Annotated in this window: 17 protein-coding genes; 10 read left to right on the top strand and 7 right to left on the bottom strand. The window is 57.0% G+C overall.

Annotation, left to right across the window (positions count from 1 at the left end):
• Positions 1 to 36: 36 nt before the first annotated feature.
• The 3 genes from KP708_RS12895 to KP708_RS12885 form a co-directional block, all read right to left on the bottom strand.
• Entirely contained in the window at positions 37 to 1,452 is a 1,416-nt protein-coding gene (locus tag KP708_RS12895; protein ID WP_215750961.1) for an ABC transporter permease, read from the bottom strand.
• A 3-nt stretch (positions 1,453 to 1,455) separates the two neighbouring features.
• Positions 1,456 to 2,319, bottom strand: a complete 864-nt coding sequence (locus KP708_RS12890) for an ABC transporter ATP-binding protein (RefSeq protein ID WP_215750962.1) — start codon at positions 2,317 to 2,319, stop codon at positions 1,456 to 1,458.
• Between the two features lie 105 nt (positions 2,320 to 2,424).
• A complete protein-coding gene (locus KP708_RS12885; RefSeq protein WP_064274695.1) occupies positions 2,425 to 3,090 on the bottom strand; it encodes an alpha/beta hydrolase in 666 nt (221 codons plus the stop codon).
• Positions 3,091 to 3,227: 137 nt separating this feature from the next.
• Between KP708_RS12885 and KP708_RS12880 the strand changes: the two genes are divergently transcribed.
• Complete coding sequence (locus KP708_RS12880) at positions 3,228 to 4,319, top strand: cysteine desulfurase family protein (RefSeq protein WP_215750963.1); 1,092 nt, start codon at positions 3,228 to 3,230, stop codon at positions 4,317 to 4,319.
• On the opposite strand, the gene KP708_RS12875 is transcribed toward KP708_RS12880, so the two are convergent.
• On the bottom strand, positions 4,316 to 4,477 hold the full coding sequence (locus KP708_RS12875) for a hypothetical protein (RefSeq protein ID WP_215750964.1): 162 nt from the start codon (positions 4,475 to 4,477) through the stop codon (positions 4,316 to 4,318). The two genes, KP708_RS12880 and KP708_RS12875, sit on opposite strands and share 4 nt — an antisense overlap.
• A 93-nt stretch (positions 4,478 to 4,570) precedes the next feature.
• On the opposite strand from KP708_RS12875, the gene KP708_RS12870 reads away from it, so the two are divergent.
• From KP708_RS12870 to KP708_RS12855, 4 genes are read left to right on the top strand one after another with little or no spacing between them, the layout of a single operon-like run.
• Entirely contained in the window at positions 4,571 to 5,719 is a 1,149-nt protein-coding gene (locus KP708_RS12870) for a cysteine desulfurase family protein (RefSeq protein WP_215750965.1), read from the top strand.
• A gap of 17 nt (positions 5,720 to 5,736) precedes the next feature.
• The gene (locus KP708_RS12865) at positions 5,737 to 6,051 is read left to right on the top strand and encodes a ferredoxin family 2Fe-2S iron-sulfur cluster binding protein (protein WP_046900759.1); all 315 of its coding nucleotides are present in this window, start codon (positions 5,737 to 5,739) and stop codon (positions 6,049 to 6,051) included.
• Positions 6,052 to 6,056: 5 nt separating this feature from the next.
• Complete coding sequence (gene mnmA, locus KP708_RS12860) at positions 6,057 to 7,139, top strand: tRNA 2-thiouridine(34) synthase MnmA (RefSeq protein ID WP_086633404.1); 1,083 nt, start codon at positions 6,057 to 6,059, stop codon at positions 7,137 to 7,139.
• 2 nt (positions 7,140 to 7,141) lie between these two features.
• The gene (locus KP708_RS12855; protein ID WP_215750966.1) at positions 7,142 to 7,798 is read left to right on the top strand and encodes a glutathione S-transferase family protein; all 657 of its coding nucleotides are present in this window, start codon (positions 7,142 to 7,144) and stop codon (positions 7,796 to 7,798) included.
• A 14-nt stretch (positions 7,799 to 7,812) separates the two neighbouring features.
• Here KP708_RS12855 and KP708_RS12850 read toward each other — a convergent pair whose 3' ends face one another.
• Complete coding sequence (locus KP708_RS12850; RefSeq protein ID WP_215751031.1) at positions 7,813 to 7,992, bottom strand: hypothetical protein; 180 nt, start codon at positions 7,990 to 7,992, stop codon at positions 7,813 to 7,815.
• Positions 7,993 to 8,173: 181 nt separating this feature from the next.
• Here KP708_RS12850 and KP708_RS12845 point away from each other — a divergent pair, with 181 nt between their 5' ends.
• The 3 genes from KP708_RS12845 to KP708_RS12835 all read left to right on the top strand — a co-directional run bounded on the left by KP708_RS12845 (position 8,174) and on the right by KP708_RS12835 (position 11,186).
• Entirely contained in the window at positions 8,174 to 9,259 is a 1,086-nt protein-coding gene (locus tag KP708_RS12845) for a DNA topoisomerase IB (protein WP_215750967.1), read from the top strand.
• A 149-nt stretch (positions 9,260 to 9,408) separates the two neighbouring features.
• Positions 9,409 to 10,662: a sodium:proton antiporter gene (locus KP708_RS12840; protein WP_215750968.1), complete on the top strand. Its 1,254-nt coding sequence runs from the start codon at positions 9,409 to 9,411 to the stop codon at positions 10,660 to 10,662.
• A gap of 59 nt (positions 10,663 to 10,721) precedes the next feature.
• Complete coding sequence (locus tag KP708_RS12835) at positions 10,722 to 11,186, top strand: hypothetical protein (protein WP_252347517.1); 465 nt, start codon at positions 10,722 to 10,724, stop codon at positions 11,184 to 11,186.
• A gap of 15 nt (positions 11,187 to 11,201) precedes the next feature.
• On the opposite strand, the gene KP708_RS12830 is transcribed toward KP708_RS12835, so the two are convergent.
• Together KP708_RS12830 and KP708_RS12825 are read right to left on the bottom strand one after the other, a co-directional pair.
• Positions 11,202 to 12,146, bottom strand: coding sequence for an SMP-30/gluconolactonase/LRE family protein (locus tag KP708_RS12830; RefSeq protein ID WP_215750969.1), 945 nt, complete (start codon positions 12,144 to 12,146; stop codon positions 11,202 to 11,204).
• 140 nt (positions 12,147 to 12,286) lie between these two features.
• Positions 12,287 to 13,219, bottom strand: coding sequence for a hydrogen peroxide-inducible genes activator (locus KP708_RS12825; RefSeq protein WP_215750970.1), 933 nt, complete (start codon positions 13,217 to 13,219; stop codon positions 12,287 to 12,289).
• 145 nt (positions 13,220 to 13,364) lie between these two features.
• On the opposite strand from KP708_RS12825, the gene KP708_RS12820 reads away from it, so the two are divergent.
• Both KP708_RS12820 and add read left to right on the top strand, forming a co-directional pair.
• Positions 13,365 to 14,096 carry an SDR family oxidoreductase gene (locus KP708_RS12820; RefSeq protein ID WP_064274703.1) on the top strand — a complete coding sequence of 244 codons (732 nt, stop codon included), beginning with the start codon at positions 13,365 to 13,367 and terminating at the stop codon, positions 14,094 to 14,096.
• A 119-nt stretch (positions 14,097 to 14,215) separates the two neighbouring features.
• Positions 14,216 to 15,340 carry an adenosine deaminase gene (gene add / locus KP708_RS12815; protein WP_215750971.1) on the top strand — a complete coding sequence of 375 codons (1,125 nt, stop codon included), beginning with the start codon at positions 14,216 to 14,218 and terminating at the stop codon, positions 15,338 to 15,340.

Here is a 15,340-nt window from a genome sequence, read left to right as displayed (position 1 = left end):
AAAATGTCTTGGCGCCAGAATTTCTGTTCCGATCAGTTATTCGTTTTCGTAAGGCCAGTCTGACCGGCTCAGTCGATAGGGTGCAAAACAGTAGCTGAGGAGCCCGAGAACAAGCGCCGTGATAGCCAGATATGCGGCATATCTGACACTCAGCAGAAAAGGCGAACACATCTGGATCAGAAGGAGCGGGGCGAGATTAAAGGCAAAAACGACTGATTTTGGGGGCGCGCGCATGATCACGAACGGCAGGGCGGAGCAAAGGGTCATGCCGCCGACAAGTACGATCAGGTCCAGCGCCTCAAAGATGGCAGTTGCAGGAAGCAGAGGCTTCAGGACTGCATAAGGTACGACAAGGGTAAGCACCCGGATGGGGGTGATGATCAGCATTCGGGAGAGTTTGGCTCTGAAAACGGCCCGTACAAACTCCAGTCTGCTGCCAAAACGCCCTGTAACAAGAAGGAGCGGCCAGTGCTGTCGGTCCAATAGCCACTTGTCCCCGATGACCAGCATGACGCAGCCCGTTCCCACGGACTTGACCCAGGCCGAACTGAAACTGCGATGGGCGAGAAACGCCTCTATCATTGCAAAGACAGACAGTGTCACTGGAATGAGAAACAGGCTGACCAGAATGTCGGTTCTGAAAGTGACGGGGGTGACGGGCGCAAGAAGCATCTGACGGAGTTGATAAGGCGTCAAAGAACGCTGTGTGGGAGGTCTTGCGCGACTGGAATGTGTTGTCTCTGCCGGAAGAGACTGCCCTGTCTCATGAGTGGCCGGTGCAAGGGGTTTGCTGCCATACAGCCGGTTCGGGAGGGACAGGATACTGCCGATCAGTGCCATGAACAGAATGATGCTGGCGGGAAGGGTCAGAACAGCAGGGCGTGTCAGCATCCAGTAGGTGGCATCTGAGACGAGTACCAGTGCAAACTGCCCAACCATCAAGGCCACGCCGAAGAGAAGAATGGCGACCCGTTTTTTGCCAGATTGCTCACGCGGGGGAGCGTACCACTGCACAGTTGAGGGGATGGCGTTGAAAAGGATAAAGAAAAGGGCGTCGTGGAAAGGAACCGGCAGCAGTCTCATCAGGCCGGCGAGCCCCAGAATAATCACGCTTGCGACAATGCTGGCGGCCCGTGCTTCGGCAAGGGCCAGTCCAGGGATGGATGGAGCCTGTGAGCCGCTGATCTGATTGTTCGTATGAAGCTGGAGCACACTCTGAACGACCATCACGACGAGGATCACATAGAAAACGTTGGTGTGCGACAAAGCCTCCGCCAACGTTTCATGTCTGAGCAGACCATGCAGGTCCCAGAGAGTGGAAAGAGCGGCAATCATCCAGCAGGCGAGCATCAAGATCATGTAGTTGCCGCGCAGGAACGTCGCCGTGGCGTAGATGCCAAGCGCCCGGCGCAGGTCTGACCATTCCAGTGGGGAGAGACGAAGCCACGTCATGGATCAGGAAGCTCGCGTCGCGGTGATTTCAAGGAAGGCATCCTCGAAATCAGGAACAGACACCGTAGTTCCTTCAGGCAGTAGGATGTCTTCTGACCATCCATGCACCAGAAGCCCCGTTTCGCGCTGGCCGATAATCTGGAGGGGGACGTTATCGAGGATGTGCGGTGTTGCGTGATCCAGCCAGCGTGTTGTGGCGCGGAACACGGGGGTGGGAACATCTAGCACAACCTGACCTTGACGCAGGAACAGAAGGCGGGAGCAGAGGCGTTCCAGATCTGACAGGATATGCGAGGAAATCAGGACGCTGGCCCCTGTGCGGCGGGCGTAATCTCCCAAAAGATTCATGAAATCCCGTCGGGCGTGCGGATCCAGACTGGCCACGGGTTCATCCAGCACCAGAAAGTCCGGCTCGTGACGCATGGCCAGCAGGATTGCGAGGCGCTGGCGCTGACCACCGGAAAGGTTTTTGACAATTTTCTTGGGATCAAGATCGGCCCAGCGAAGAACGGCGGGATCAATCGGTGGCAGTGTACCGTAGAACGCACCAATGTAATCAATGAGCTTACCAACAGTGAACGCCGCGAATCCCGTCATGGTCTGCGGAACGAAGCCTGTCCGGGCTCTCAGCTCTCTCGGGAGTTCCAGAACGTTTTGACCGAACAGGTCCACAGAGCCCGTATCCGGCACAAGGAAGCCCATCAGGCATCCGATGAGGGTGGATTTTCCGGCCCCGTTTTTTCCAAGCAGCGCGACGGTTTCGCCAGGTGCTATAGTGAACGATACGCCATCAAGAGCTGTAAAGCTGCCGAAGCGCTTGGAGAGGTCCGTCACGCGGACGGGGAGGACATCTTGCCGGGTGCTCATGTAACAATCGTTACATAATGTATATGAACCGGCAAGAGCCCTAAAAGAAAAGGCCCGCGTCCCGGAGGGCGCAGGCCTTTTTCTTCATGGAACCGTCAGATTTGTTCAGTCAGCGGCCAGTGCGAGCGCCTTACGGCCACGCATGGTCATGACGTGATCTTCCAGTGCTTCTCCGACGCGCTCAGCCTGCTTGGCAAAAATGTGGTCGGCATCATCGAAGATACGATAATCGACCGTCACATTCTTCTGCGTGTTGAGCTTGTCGACCAGCTTGCGAATTCCTGGCTCAGGAGCCATTTCGTCCTTGCCGCCAGCGATCATCAGACCACTACACGGACAAGGTGCAAGGAAGCCGAAGTCATAATCATTGGCCGGAGGTGCAACACTGATCCAACCACTGATTTCCGGGCGGCGCATCAGAAGCTGCATGCCGACGAACGCCCCGAACGAGTATCCGGCGATCCACAGTTCGCTGGAGTTCGGGTTGACCATCTGCATCCAGTCGAGTGCTGCGGCCGCATCGGAGATTTCGCCAATGCCACCATCGTAGCGGCCCTGCGAACGGCCGACGCCGCGCGAATTGTAGCGCATGACCGAGAAGCCCATCTTCTCGAAGTGGCGATACATCGTGTACGTAATACGATTATTCATGGTGCCGCCGTGAAGCGGGTGTGGGTGCAGCACCAGGGCAAGGGGAGCGTTTGGTTCGCTGGAGTGGTGGTAACGACCCTCAAGCCGGCCATCTGGGCCGGCGAACATCACTTCAGGCATGAATACTCTCGCTCTATGTCCGGCAGGATTACGGCCCTGCCTTCCGGTGGGCGTCTGTATATCGAGTTGAAAGCCAGAATTTCCACCAAAATCGACTCGGGATTGCGATTCCTGCAACTCTGCACGATCTAGAGAACATGACGAACGCATCTGCTCCGACCTATCTTGACGCCAATGCAACCGAGCCTCTGCGCCCCGCAGCGAGGGAGGCTGTGCTGTACGGTCTGCTGCTGTCCGGCAATCCGTCTTCGGTCCACGCGGAAGGGCGCGAAGCCAGGCGATGTCTTGAAGATGCCCGTAGTCGTATCAGTGCGGGTTTCGGGCGGATTTCCGGGACCTGCGTGTTCACGTCAGGTGGCACGGAAGCTGATGCAATGGCCATTCATGCGTTCGGTCAGGGGCGTCGGATCCTGATCGGCGCAACGGAGCACGATGCCGTTCGTAAAGCCGCCCCGGATGCGGACGTTGTTCCGGTGAATGACCGGGGCATTCTGGACCTTGAAATCCTCCGTCAGCGTCTCGCGGATGGGGCACCAACACTTGTCTGTGTCATGGCCGCCAATAACGAGACCGGGGTTTTGTCGCCACTGGAGGATGTCGCTGCACTTTGCCGCGACTCGGGTGCACATCTGCATGTGGATGCGGTTCAGAGCGCTGGGCGACTGCCTTTCAGCCTGACTGAGTGCAGCGTTGCTCTCTCGGGGCACAAGATGGGCGGACCAAAAGGCGCAGGCGCGTTGCTGCTGCCACTGGATGAACCGATTGATGCCCTGATGGTGGGCGGTGGTCAGGAGCGCGGTCGGCGAGGAGGAACGCAGCCTTTACCAGCTATTCTGGGCATGGCTGCTGCTTTCGATGAGGCGCAGGCCCAGGACTGGTCCGCTATTGAGGCATTGCGCGAGCGCGTCGAACAGGTGGCGATGGCGGCGGGAGCCCGTGTTGCCGGGCGTGAGGTCGCTCGCCTGCCGAATACAAGCTGCCTGATCCTCGACGGGGTTGCCGCACAGGTGCAGCTCATGACGCTTGATCTGGAAGGATTCTGTGTTTCTGCCGGATCGGCATGCTCTTCTGGAAAGGTGGCGGCGTCCCATGTTCTGACGGCGATGGGAGAAACGGCTGGAGCATCTCAGGCAATACGAGTGTCGTTGCCGTGGAATGTGAGGGCAAGGCAGGTTGACGCGTTTTGTGATGCCTATGAGCGTATGGCGCGTCGTTTGAGCAAACGTTAAGGGGCGCTCATGTGGTCATTTTCCAGCCTGAGTTTCCGGGCCTGCTCTAGAAGGGCGCTGGGGGCGTTGATCCATCGGCCTAAAGGAGAAATGAGGCTGAGGAGTAGGATACCGAAGGCTATGGCAAACAGAGTGCTGCCAAGGGGGATCGCGTCCATGAGGCATCCTCTGCCTGAAACAGGGTTCGAGGCTGAAAAGCCCATTTATATCTGGAACCGTAACGATTTGTGTTGGTCAGTGGAAGGTATAGCGTGATTTATCTGGACTATTTTTCCACAACGCCCTGCGCCCCTGAGGTTGTGGAGGCCATGCTGCCCTGGTTCGCGGAGGATTTTGGTAATCCACACAGTGTTCATGGCCCGGGTCAGAAAGCGGCGCAGGCTGTCGATGCAGCTCGTCAGACTATCGCTGACCTGATCGGCGCTGAAGCCCGGGAACTTGTTTTTACGTCTGGAGCCACGGAAGCAAACAATCTTGCCATTAAGGGAGCCGCTCGCCACCTGAAGCGCATGGGCAATGAGCGTCGTCGCGTTGTTACCGTTGCCACTGAGCATAAATGCGTTCTGGAATCCGTGCGGGATCTGGAGACTGAAGGCTTCGACCCTCTTATTCTGGGAGTGGACGGGCAAGGGCGTGTTGATCCCGAGGCTCTGCGGGAGGCACTGACGGTGCCGACACTGCTTGTCAGCATCATGACGGCAAATAATGAGACGGGCATCCTGCAGGACATTCCACTCCTGTCACGAATCGCCCATGAGGCTGGGGCGTTGTTTCACACGGACATGGCGCAGATGGCCGGGAAGTTGCCTGTGTCACTGGACGGTATCGATCTGGCGTCTTTTTCCGCGCACAAAATGTATGGTCCCAAGGGGATCGGTGCCCTGTATGTGCGGCGTCGGCCCCGTGTGCGACTACAGCCACTCTTTTCCGGGGGAGGGCAGGAACGGGCCTTCCGGTCAGGCACGTTGCCCACCCCTCTTGTCGTGGGGTTCGGGAAAGCTGCGGAGCTGGCGAAACGAAGATTGGATACGGATATTTTGCAGATTTCCGCCCTGCGGGATGATCTGTGGCGGCAGATTGAAACGGCACTTCCGGGATGTGAACTGAATGGACGTGAAGTTTCGCGCCTGCCGGGTGCGCTGAATTTCTGTCTGCCGGCAGGCGTGCGGGCGACGGACATCCTTGAACGGGTCCCGGAAGTTGCCATGTCTACGGGGTCAGCCTGCTCGGCCGCAGAAATTACCCCCTCTTATGTGCTGACGGCGATGGGACTTTCTGCAGAGAAAGCATCGCAGTGCTTGCGCCTGTCGGTCGGACGCTCTACCTCCAAGCCCGGTATTGACCGTGCGGCGGCTCTTCTGATCGAGGCTGTCCGTACCTGCCAACCTTCAAGAGACTGAAACAAGACGGACAGCCCATGCCCAAGATGACCTTTATCGAACGTGACGGTTCCCGCCGTGAAGTTGACGCGCCTGTCGGCCTGTCGGTGCTGGAAATCGCTCACAAGCATGACATTGACCTCGAAGGCGCCTGCGAAGGCTCCCTGGCCTGTGCGACGTGCCATGTCGTGGTGGACCCGGAATGGGCTGGCAAGCTGTCCGAGCCGACCGACGATGAAGAAGACATGCTGGATCTGGCCTTCGGCCTTGAGCAGACGTCCCGTCTGGGCTGCCAAATTGTCATGACCGAAGATCTGGACGGCCTGACCGTTCAGCTTCCAAAGGCGGGCTGAAGACCATGCGTATCCTCGTTGCCATGTCGGGAGGCGTGGACAGCTCCGTAGTGGCCGCGCTGCTCAAAAGGCAGGGCCACGAGGTGATCGGCGCGACCCTTCAGCTTTACGATCACGGCCAGGCGTCCAAGCCGGGCGCCTGTTGTGCCGGACGCGACATCATGGATGCCCGCGCCGTAGCGGATAAGCTGGATTTCCCGCATTACGTCATTGATGCGGAAAGCCGCTTCCGGGATAGCGTGATTGAGAACTTCGCGGACGCCTATGCGCGCGGGGAAACCCCCGTGCCGTGCGTGGCCTGCAATCAGGGCGTGAAGTTCACGGATCTTCTGGGCATGGCCCGCGATCTGGGCTGTGAAGCGATGGCGACCGGGCATTATGTCCGGCGTGTTGAAGGTCCGTCTGGTGCTGAAATGCATCGCCCTGTTGACGCAGAGCGGGACCAGACCTGGTTCCTGTTCGCGACGACGAAAGACCAGCTTGATTACCTGCGCTTCCCGCTCGGCGAGATGCCGGACAAGGCGCATGTGCGTGAACTGGCGCAGGAGCTTGGACTGGAAATTGCAGCCAAGCCGGACAGTCAGGACATCTGCTTCGTGCCAAGCGGGTCTTACGTCGATATCGTGGAAAAGCTTCGTCCTGAAATTCGGGGTGAAGGCGAAATCGTGGATGAACAGGGTAAGGTCCTTGGGCATCATGAAGGCGTTGCGCGCTATACGGTTGGTCAGAGCAAGCGGCTGGGAGACATCCATACAGCCGTTGGCGAACGCCAGATGGTAACGCGGATTGATGTGCCAAAGCGCCGGATTGTTGTTGGACCTCGCGTTCAGGCGACCGAAGTTGAGACGCGCAAGGCGATCCGTCTGCGGGACATGAACTGGCTGATTGATGCACCGCCTGAAGGTGTCTCCTGTGGTGTGCAGATCCGCGCTCGTGAGAAGCTCCGGGATGCGGTTGTGAAGCCATTGGCGAATGGTGAGGCACTCGTTGAGCTTCTGGAGCCAGCCATGCCGGCCCCGGGGCAGGCCTGTGTTCTGTATGATGGGAGCCGTGTTCTGGGCGGCGGGTTTATTCTGGCGGGAGCATAAGCATGGCAGGGACACTTCTGATCGGGTCGCGGCGGTATTCGTCCTGGTCTCTGCGGGGCTGGCTGGCTGTGAAGCTGGCGAAGCTGGATGTGGAAGAGAAGGTCATTGCTCTAAAGGGCGGTGGCAAGACCACGGAAATCCACGCACTGTCTCCCAACAAGCTGGTGCCCTATTTGCAGCATGATGGCGCGCATGTCTGGGAAAGTCTGGCCATCTGCGAATACTGCGCCGAGCATGAGCCGTCTCTTTGGCCGCAGGACCGTGTGGTGCGTGCTCATGCTCGCAGCATCAGCGCCCAAATGCACGCCGGTTTCCGCCCAATCCGGCAGAATTGCCCGATGGATGTGGAGCGCGTTCCTGCACCTCTCGCAGAGATCAGCGAAGACCTGGCCAAGGATGTTGCTCTGCTGAGTGAGAATCTGAAGGGGGCACTTCTGCGCTCGGGCACGGCCACGCCGTATCTGTTCGGGGACGTCCTGACGGTGGCTGACTGCATGTATGCGCCAGTCGCTATCCGGATTCACACGTATCAACTTAATGTTGACCCTAGTGTGAAAGCTTGGGTTCAGACCATACTGCATCATCCGCTCATGAAGGAATGGTACAGCCTAGCGGATGCAGAGCCTGCTGAGTGGCGACTAAGCTACGAAGACAAGTAAGGGTCTGGCTTCGTTCAGTGGTGAACGAAGCCCATTCCAGTTTGTAGGGCGGTGCGAAACACATCAGACCAGATGCTGTTACCGCCACCACCAGGGCCACCGCCCGTCTGATTGAACGGTGGGCCGTCGTTGCTGTCAGCAGTTTCGGACATATCGGATGGTGCATGCGATGCGCAGCTTTCGAGTAGGAGCATACTGCATCCCAACAACAGTCGTTTCACATCTGTATGCCCTACCCGTAATGTCCTCCTTGTAAGTCACCTGTGGAAAAGCAGGTGTCATGTCAGGAAGTATCAGGAAGCGTAAGCAGATCTGACGAAACTCCGGTTCCAGCAGCACGCTGTTACAGTTGGACGGACAGGGAACCGCGAAACCGTGACAGCAAGACTTTCACCTGAGCAGAAACAGGCCCGGCGCGCGGGTCTGCATTATGTGGACAGGACGGAACCGGGAATTACACGTAGACGAGCCGGCAAAGGCTTCGCCTATTACGATCCTTCCGGGGAGCGCATCACGGACCAGAACGTTATCGGGCGCCTGAAACGTCTGGGAATTCCTCCGGCTTATCGCGATGTCTGGATCTGTGCTGATCCCGATGGTCATCTCCAAGCCGTTGGCACAGATGCGCGGGGGCGGTTGCAATATCGCTATCATCCTAAATGGCGGGAAACACGGGACGTCGCCAAGTTCGGTCGAATGCTTGTATTCAGTGAGCATCTTCCTGCCTTGAGAGCGCAGGTTGCAAAAGATCTGGCGCGAAAGACGCTGGACCGGGACCGTGTTCTGGCCGCGATTGTCTTTATCATGGAACGGACGATGGCCCGGATCGGAAATGACCGGTACGCGCGTGAAAACCGTAGCTATGGTCTGACGACGCTGCGGCACAGGCATGTTGATGTGACCGGAAAGCACGTCACGCTTGATTTCCGGGCCAAACATGGGATTGAGCAGCATCTGGATTTGTCTGACGCTAGACTGGCGCGGCTTGTGTCACGGCTCGAAGATCTCCCGGGGCAACGTCTCTTCCAGTATCTGGATGAGAACGGTGAACGCCACGATGTGCATTCACAGGACGTGAACGACTACCTTCAGACCATCACTGGTGAAGACATTACGGCCAAGGATTTTCGCACTTGGGCCGCTACGCAGCTTGCCGCCGTCACGCTCTGTGCCTTCAGTGGGTACGATACCAAGGCAAAAGCCAAAAAGCAGGTTGTTGAGGCCGTGAAATCCGTGGCTGCCCGGCTTGGAAATACGCCTGCGGTTTGTCGCAAGAGCTATATCAATCCCTGCGTGGTGGATGGGCATCTGGATGGAACCCTAAGGGCAGCCTTTCAGAAACGGGCCCAGGATGTTCTGGATACGCCGGAGCATGGACTGTCTGCTGAAGAAGTCGCGGTGGCGGGCTTTCTCGCTAACCGCCTGTCGCGTCTTCAGAATAACGGTACATCAAAATCCTGACCCGCAGTATGTTGAAATCTTTCGCAGGAAACTCTGCCTGTTACAGAAGCTTCTGTTTCTGACGGACCGTATAAAAATGCGTCGCAACGGAATTGATGGCTGGCGACGGAAGGTCAGTGCATGATGCACTGTCAGGAGGAGAAGAACGGATGAACTCGCTGGGTCTCTTTGCCTTGCTGATGCTGGGAGCAACGTGTTTCGGGGTTCTGAACGAGCGTCTTTTCAAGCTTCCTCTGACGATCGGTATCCTTCTGATCAGCATGGTCATCTCCCTGTTGATCATGCTGATCAACCCTCTGGTGCCAGGCTACGACCTTCAGCACATCCCCCGCACTCTTCTCGGTCAGGTCAATCTGCCGGAAACTCTTCTGGAGGGCGCGCTGTCTTTCCTGCTGTTTGCTGGCGCCATGCAGGTCAATCTCGGATTGTTGCTCTCACGGGGAAAAGCTGTTGCCGCGTTGGCCATTCTGGGCACAGTTCTGGCAGTGGGGCTGCTGGCAGGCGCAGCATGGTTTGTCTTCCCGCTATTGGGCATGAATGTTCCCTTTAGCTGGTGTGTCGTTCTGGGCGCTATTCTTGCCCCAACTGACCCGGTTTCCGTCGTGGGAATGCTGCGTCGTCTGGGGTTGCCGGAAGCCCTTCAGGCGACTTTCGCCGGGGAAAGTCTGTTTAACGATGGTGTTGGCATCGTGATGTACGGGACCGTCATCGGCCTTGCGACCGGAGACGTGCACAGCGTTGCAATGACGGATTTTGTCGTGCGCTTTCTGGTGGAAGCAGTCGGTGGAGGCCTGCTGGGGGGCGTTTTGGGATGGATCGCTCTGAAAATCATTCGGGGCGTAGAGGACATGCAGATAGATCTGCTGGCCTCTCTGGCCCTGGCAACGGGAACTTACAGTCTTGCCAGTTCTCTGCATATGTCCGGCCCTATCGCCGTCGTTGTGGCTGGGATGTGGTTGGCCACGGATGCCGGCAAGCGTGCAATCCCCGAGCACTCCCGGCAGGAACTCACCACCTTCTGGGGCCTGATCGACGAAATTCTGAACGCGCTATTGTTCCTGCTGATCGGTTTCGAACTTCTTGAGATCACGCCGCATCTGCCCAATCTCGTGGCGACGCTCATCATCATTCCCCTGTCTGTGATTGTCCGCGGGTTGAGCGTGTTCCTGTCCACGATACCGGTTCATCTGAAAAAGGGTGAGCGTGGCAGGGCTCTCGGCGTTTTGACCTGGGGAGGGCTGCGGGGCGGGATTTCAGTCGCACTGGCATTGGGGCTGCCTCCTGGGGGGCTGAGGGAGACGCTGCTGCCGGTGTGCTACGGGGTAGTGGTCTTTACAATCATCGTGCAGGGACTGACGATGGAGAAGGTGGTCAATCGGCTTTATCCGAAAGCCACCAATTGAGTTTATGCCTGCTGAGAGATGTTGGCAGACGGAAAATGGATCGGCAGGAGTGCAGTAAAATGGTGACTTTAAAGCATATGATGGGTGTGCTGATGGTGGCTGGCGCTGTTATGGGAGCGTCTGGCAGTGCATCTGCGGCCAGTGGATTTCCTGGGCAGGCGGGATGCTGGACAGCTCTTCCGGGTGAAGATGAACGACCGGAAGTAACATGCCGCAGTTTCACGGAAGATCTGCTGAAAAGCCTGGAAAAAGCGACACCAGCGCAGGTGACGTCCCTTCTGGGCGTCCCAGGCAAGGATCACAAACCAACATATTTCGAGAGCGCGAACAGAACGCCCGGAGCCTATAATGGCTATGTGGAACTGACTTATACTTCAGGCCATGTCTCGGATCTCTCTGCCGTGCTGACACAGGTTCAGCCAAACGGTATGGCGAGTGAGGAAAAGGATTATCAGTGGGGCGTCAATAAAGCTGGATGCTCCGATTTTCCGGGAAGCAAGAAAGCCTGCGACACATCCAATTAAGAACGCCGCTCTGGATCAGTCTCGCAGATCCAGAGCCACCAGTCTTTCACGACAGGTGATGAACAGACGTCTGTTCTCTGGGCCTCCGAATGCACAGTTTGTAGGTGGCCAGGGAAGAGGGACGAAACCCAGGGTACATCCTGACGCGTCGATGACGTAAATTCCGTCGTCTGCTGCGGTCCAGACCCATCCGCGACGGTCTACGGCCAGGCCATCCGGGACACCATTTTCTGTGCTGTAGAAGGGGCGTTTTCCCGTCAGTTTTCCATGGCGGCCAACATCGAATGCATGGATGTGGCAGCCTTGCCCGCCGATTTTTCTGGATGTGTCCGTTACGTATAACGTTTTCCTGTCTGGCGAAAATGCCAGAGCATCAGGCTGATCCAGATCAGCCATGCGCGTTAGATCGCCAGTCTTCCGGTCATATCGGTAGACACTGCGATGGGGTAGTTCGGCGCGCGCTATATACCCCTCTCTTGCGGAGTGGATGCCGAATACGGGGTCGGTAAACCAGAGTGTATGATTGGGGCCGGTGATAATGGCGTTCGGGGCGTTGAGGCGGCCGCCCTCATAGTGCGTGATGAGGGGGAGTGCTTCCTGAGAGTCCTGTGAAAAACTGATACAGCGTCGTCCCTGTTCGCAGTGTACCAGCGTGCCTTCCGGGAGGAGGGCATTGCCGTTGATAAACCACGTGGGATCAAGAATGGTGTGAACATGCCCATCGGGGTGCCATGCCATGACCCTGCGCGATACAACATCCGACCACACAAGTCTGTTTCGATTTTCGTCCCAGATGGGACTATCGCCAAGTGTTGTGCCCTCGTGGAGCAGCAGAAGCGGAATGTCGAAGTCCAGAACGGCCGCAAGTGCCGGGTCATTAATCCGGATGCCTGGCAGGGGGTCTGAGATTTCTGGAGCCCCCGGTAAACGCAGGAATGTGCCGATCAGGACATTCTTCACGTGTTACGTCTTTTCTGGCTACACATTCCGACTTTCTCGACCACATCAGTGGCACTAATCTGTAAGGTGATTGGCTGTCCCGGAATAAAACTTCCGGTGAATTAAGGTGTCTTACAAAAACGCCGTGATGTTCACGGGGTTCATGCCGGATACATTTTGCATCCTTCCGGGGTCGCCTGCCGCAGAAAGGCGCCAAGCTCCCGGAATGTGCTGGCACGTGGATCTGAGGCGCGCCACACGAGGCCGATTGTCCGACTTGCTTCGGGTTCGGAAAGGGGGCGGACGGTGATGAGGTTCTCAAAATCCATCCGGTTGCGCAGAGCAAGCCGGGGAATGAGTGAGAAGCCTTCACCTGCACCAATCATGTGCCAGAGCATCTCCAGGCTCGTGGCCAGTCTGGTTTCGCGCTGTCTGGGAATGGTGGGGCAGATGGAGAGTGCCTGATCGCGAAGACAGTGGCCGTCTTCCAGCAACAGAAGATCAGGTCGACCCAGCTGTTTCAGGGAGATCCTGTTCTTGCCAGCCAGTTCGTGCGTAACCGGAAAAACCCCCAGAAAAGCCTCTTCGAAAAGAGGAAGGGCTTCCAGCGCCTCCGACGGAGCAGGCAGCGCCATCAGAGCCAGATCGAGTTCGTTGTTTCGCAGAGACTGGACCAGCGTATCCGTCGTTCCTTCTGTCAGGCGCAGATTCAGGTTCGGATAGGACTGCCGCAAATGGGGGAGCGTGCCGGGGATGTAATACGGGCCAAGCGTTGGGATGACGCCCAAGCGCAGAATGCCATCCAGCGGGCTGGTGCGCGCCCGTGCGACTTCCAGAAGATTCCGGGCTGCCGTTAAAACTTCACGGCCAAGCGCAATCAGGCGCTCCCCATCAGGTGTAGGGGCGACATGCCTGCGCGAACGCTCGAACAGCGTGACGTCGAGAAGCTGCTCCAGCTTACGGACCTGTTCTGAAAGGCCCGCCTGACTCACACCACAGCGTTCTGCCGCGCGGGAGAAATTGCGCAGGTCATCCACTGCCACGACATATTCGATATCTCGCAGGGACAGGCCGGAAAGGGGAACGTAACTCATGAATTATAGATAATACCGAACACCAAAATATGGAAGTGCGGTTTTTCCTATATTTTCATGAAAGCGTCATCGGCTTCGGCAAGACACATCTGCCTATGAAGCGTATAAGGTTTCAAAGAATTTCCACAGCTAGGATGAAGACTCCATGACACAGCGCGCTGCTCTCGTGACCGGTGGTTCCCGTGGTATCGGGGCCGCAATTGCCCTTCGTCTGGCCACAGACGGATATGACGTTGCGATCTCTTATGCCAGCAACGAAAAGGCTGCTGCGGATATCGTTAGCAAGATTGAAGCCAAGGGCCGCAAGGCTGTTGCCATCAAGGCCAATGGCGGAACAGCGGAAGGTAACCGCGCTGTTGTCACGAAGGCCGTGGAAACATTTGGCCGTCTGGATGCGCTCGTTTGCAACGCTGGGATTTATCCTTACGGGCCGATCGATCAGATGACTGTTGAGCAAATCGATCAGGTGCTGAACCTAAATGTTCGTGCCGTTATGATCGAGACGATGGAAGCGGTGAAACATCTGGGGCAGGGTGGTCGCCTGATTTATATCGGCTCTGCTTTTGGTGCCCGCGCACCTTTCCCAGGTATTTCCCTTTACTCCGCCACCAAGGCGGCTCTGGAAGGCTTTGCCCGCGGCGTAGCGCGTGATGTGGGGCCGAAGGGGATTACCGTTAATGTGGTCGAGCCAGGTCCGATTGATACGGATCTGAACCCGGCTGATGGCGAAGGTGCGGCCCTGATCAGCAGTTTCACCGCGACGAATTCCTACGGCAAGGTTGCTGATATTGCGGATTTCGTAGGCTTCCTTGCAAGCCCTGCAGCCTCTTACATTACGGGCGCGTCCCTCCCGGTAGATGGCGGTCTGACGGCCTGATCTAAATTAACGTGCAGTCTATCCTGTTTTCTCTCCTTGTTATCGGAGCGGATGCGCAACATTCTCCCTGCGAAAGTCGTGGGCAGGGGGATGCCGCGTAAACGCTAAAGGAAAACAGGATGACGTTCGGGCGCAGGTTTTTTCTGGCAAATACAATGCTGTTTTCAGCCAGTATCGCTTTGACCGGCCGTGCATCGGCTGCGGCAGCTTCAGATGGAGCGGGCGATGACATGACCCGCTTCATCTATGCAATGCCAAAAGCCGAAATGCATGTGCATATTGAAGGCACGCTTGAGCCGGAAATGAAGTTCCGCCTGGCCCAGCGCAATGGTGTCTCCCTGCCGTACAGCACGGTTGAAGAGATGCGGGCCAGTTATAACTTCCACGACCTTCAGAGCTTTCTGAAGATTTTCTATGAAGGCAAAACTGTTCTGCTCAAGGAGCAGGATTTCTATGACCTCACATATGCCTATCTGACCAAAGCAGCCTCCCAGAATGTGCTGTATGCGGAGATATTCTTCGATCCGCAGATGCATACGGACCGTGGCATCCCGTTCGCTACGGTCATGAATGGCCTTACGCGGGCGCAGGCTGATGGTCGCCGCAATCTACAGATCGACTCCCAGCTTGTTCTTTGCTTCGAGCGGGAACTGACGACTGAGTCTGCTATGAAGACACTGGAGTCAGCGCTTTCCTACCGGCAGCATATTGTCGGGATTGGACTGGACTCTGACGAGAAGAATAATCCCCCTGACAAATTCCGTGAGGTGTTTGCCCGCGCCCGTAAAGCCGGTTTTCACCTGACAATGCATTGTGACCTGAACCAGCTCGATACGCATGAACACATCCGGCAAGTGCTGGAAGATATTCAGGCAGACCGCATTGATCATGGCGGCAATATTCTGGAGCGTCCGGATCTGGTGGCTGTGGCAAAACGCAGAGGCACAGCGTTTACCGTTTGCCCGGTTGCCTGTGGCTGGCTGCGGGAAAATGGTGAAAACATCAACATCATTCGCGGAATGCTGGATCAGGGTCTGAAAGTTACGGTCGCCTCAGATGATCCCGCCTACATGAAGAGCAATTATGTGGCGGAGAGCCTTGTCGTGGCGCAGGGCGATGGCGCTTTGAGCAAAGAAGATCTTCTCAAGCTGGCACGAAACAGTTTTGAGGCTGCCTGGATCAGCCCGGCGCAGCGCAAAATCTATCTGGGAAAGCTGGAAGCCTTTCGTCGTCAATGGGCTTGA

This window comes from Gluconobacter sp. P5H9_a (assembly GCF_018812085.1).
Taxonomy (GTDB): Bacteria; Pseudomonadota; Alphaproteobacteria; order Acetobacterales; family Acetobacteraceae; genus Gluconobacter.
This window is presented reverse-complemented; position numbering and strand designations above follow the sequence as displayed.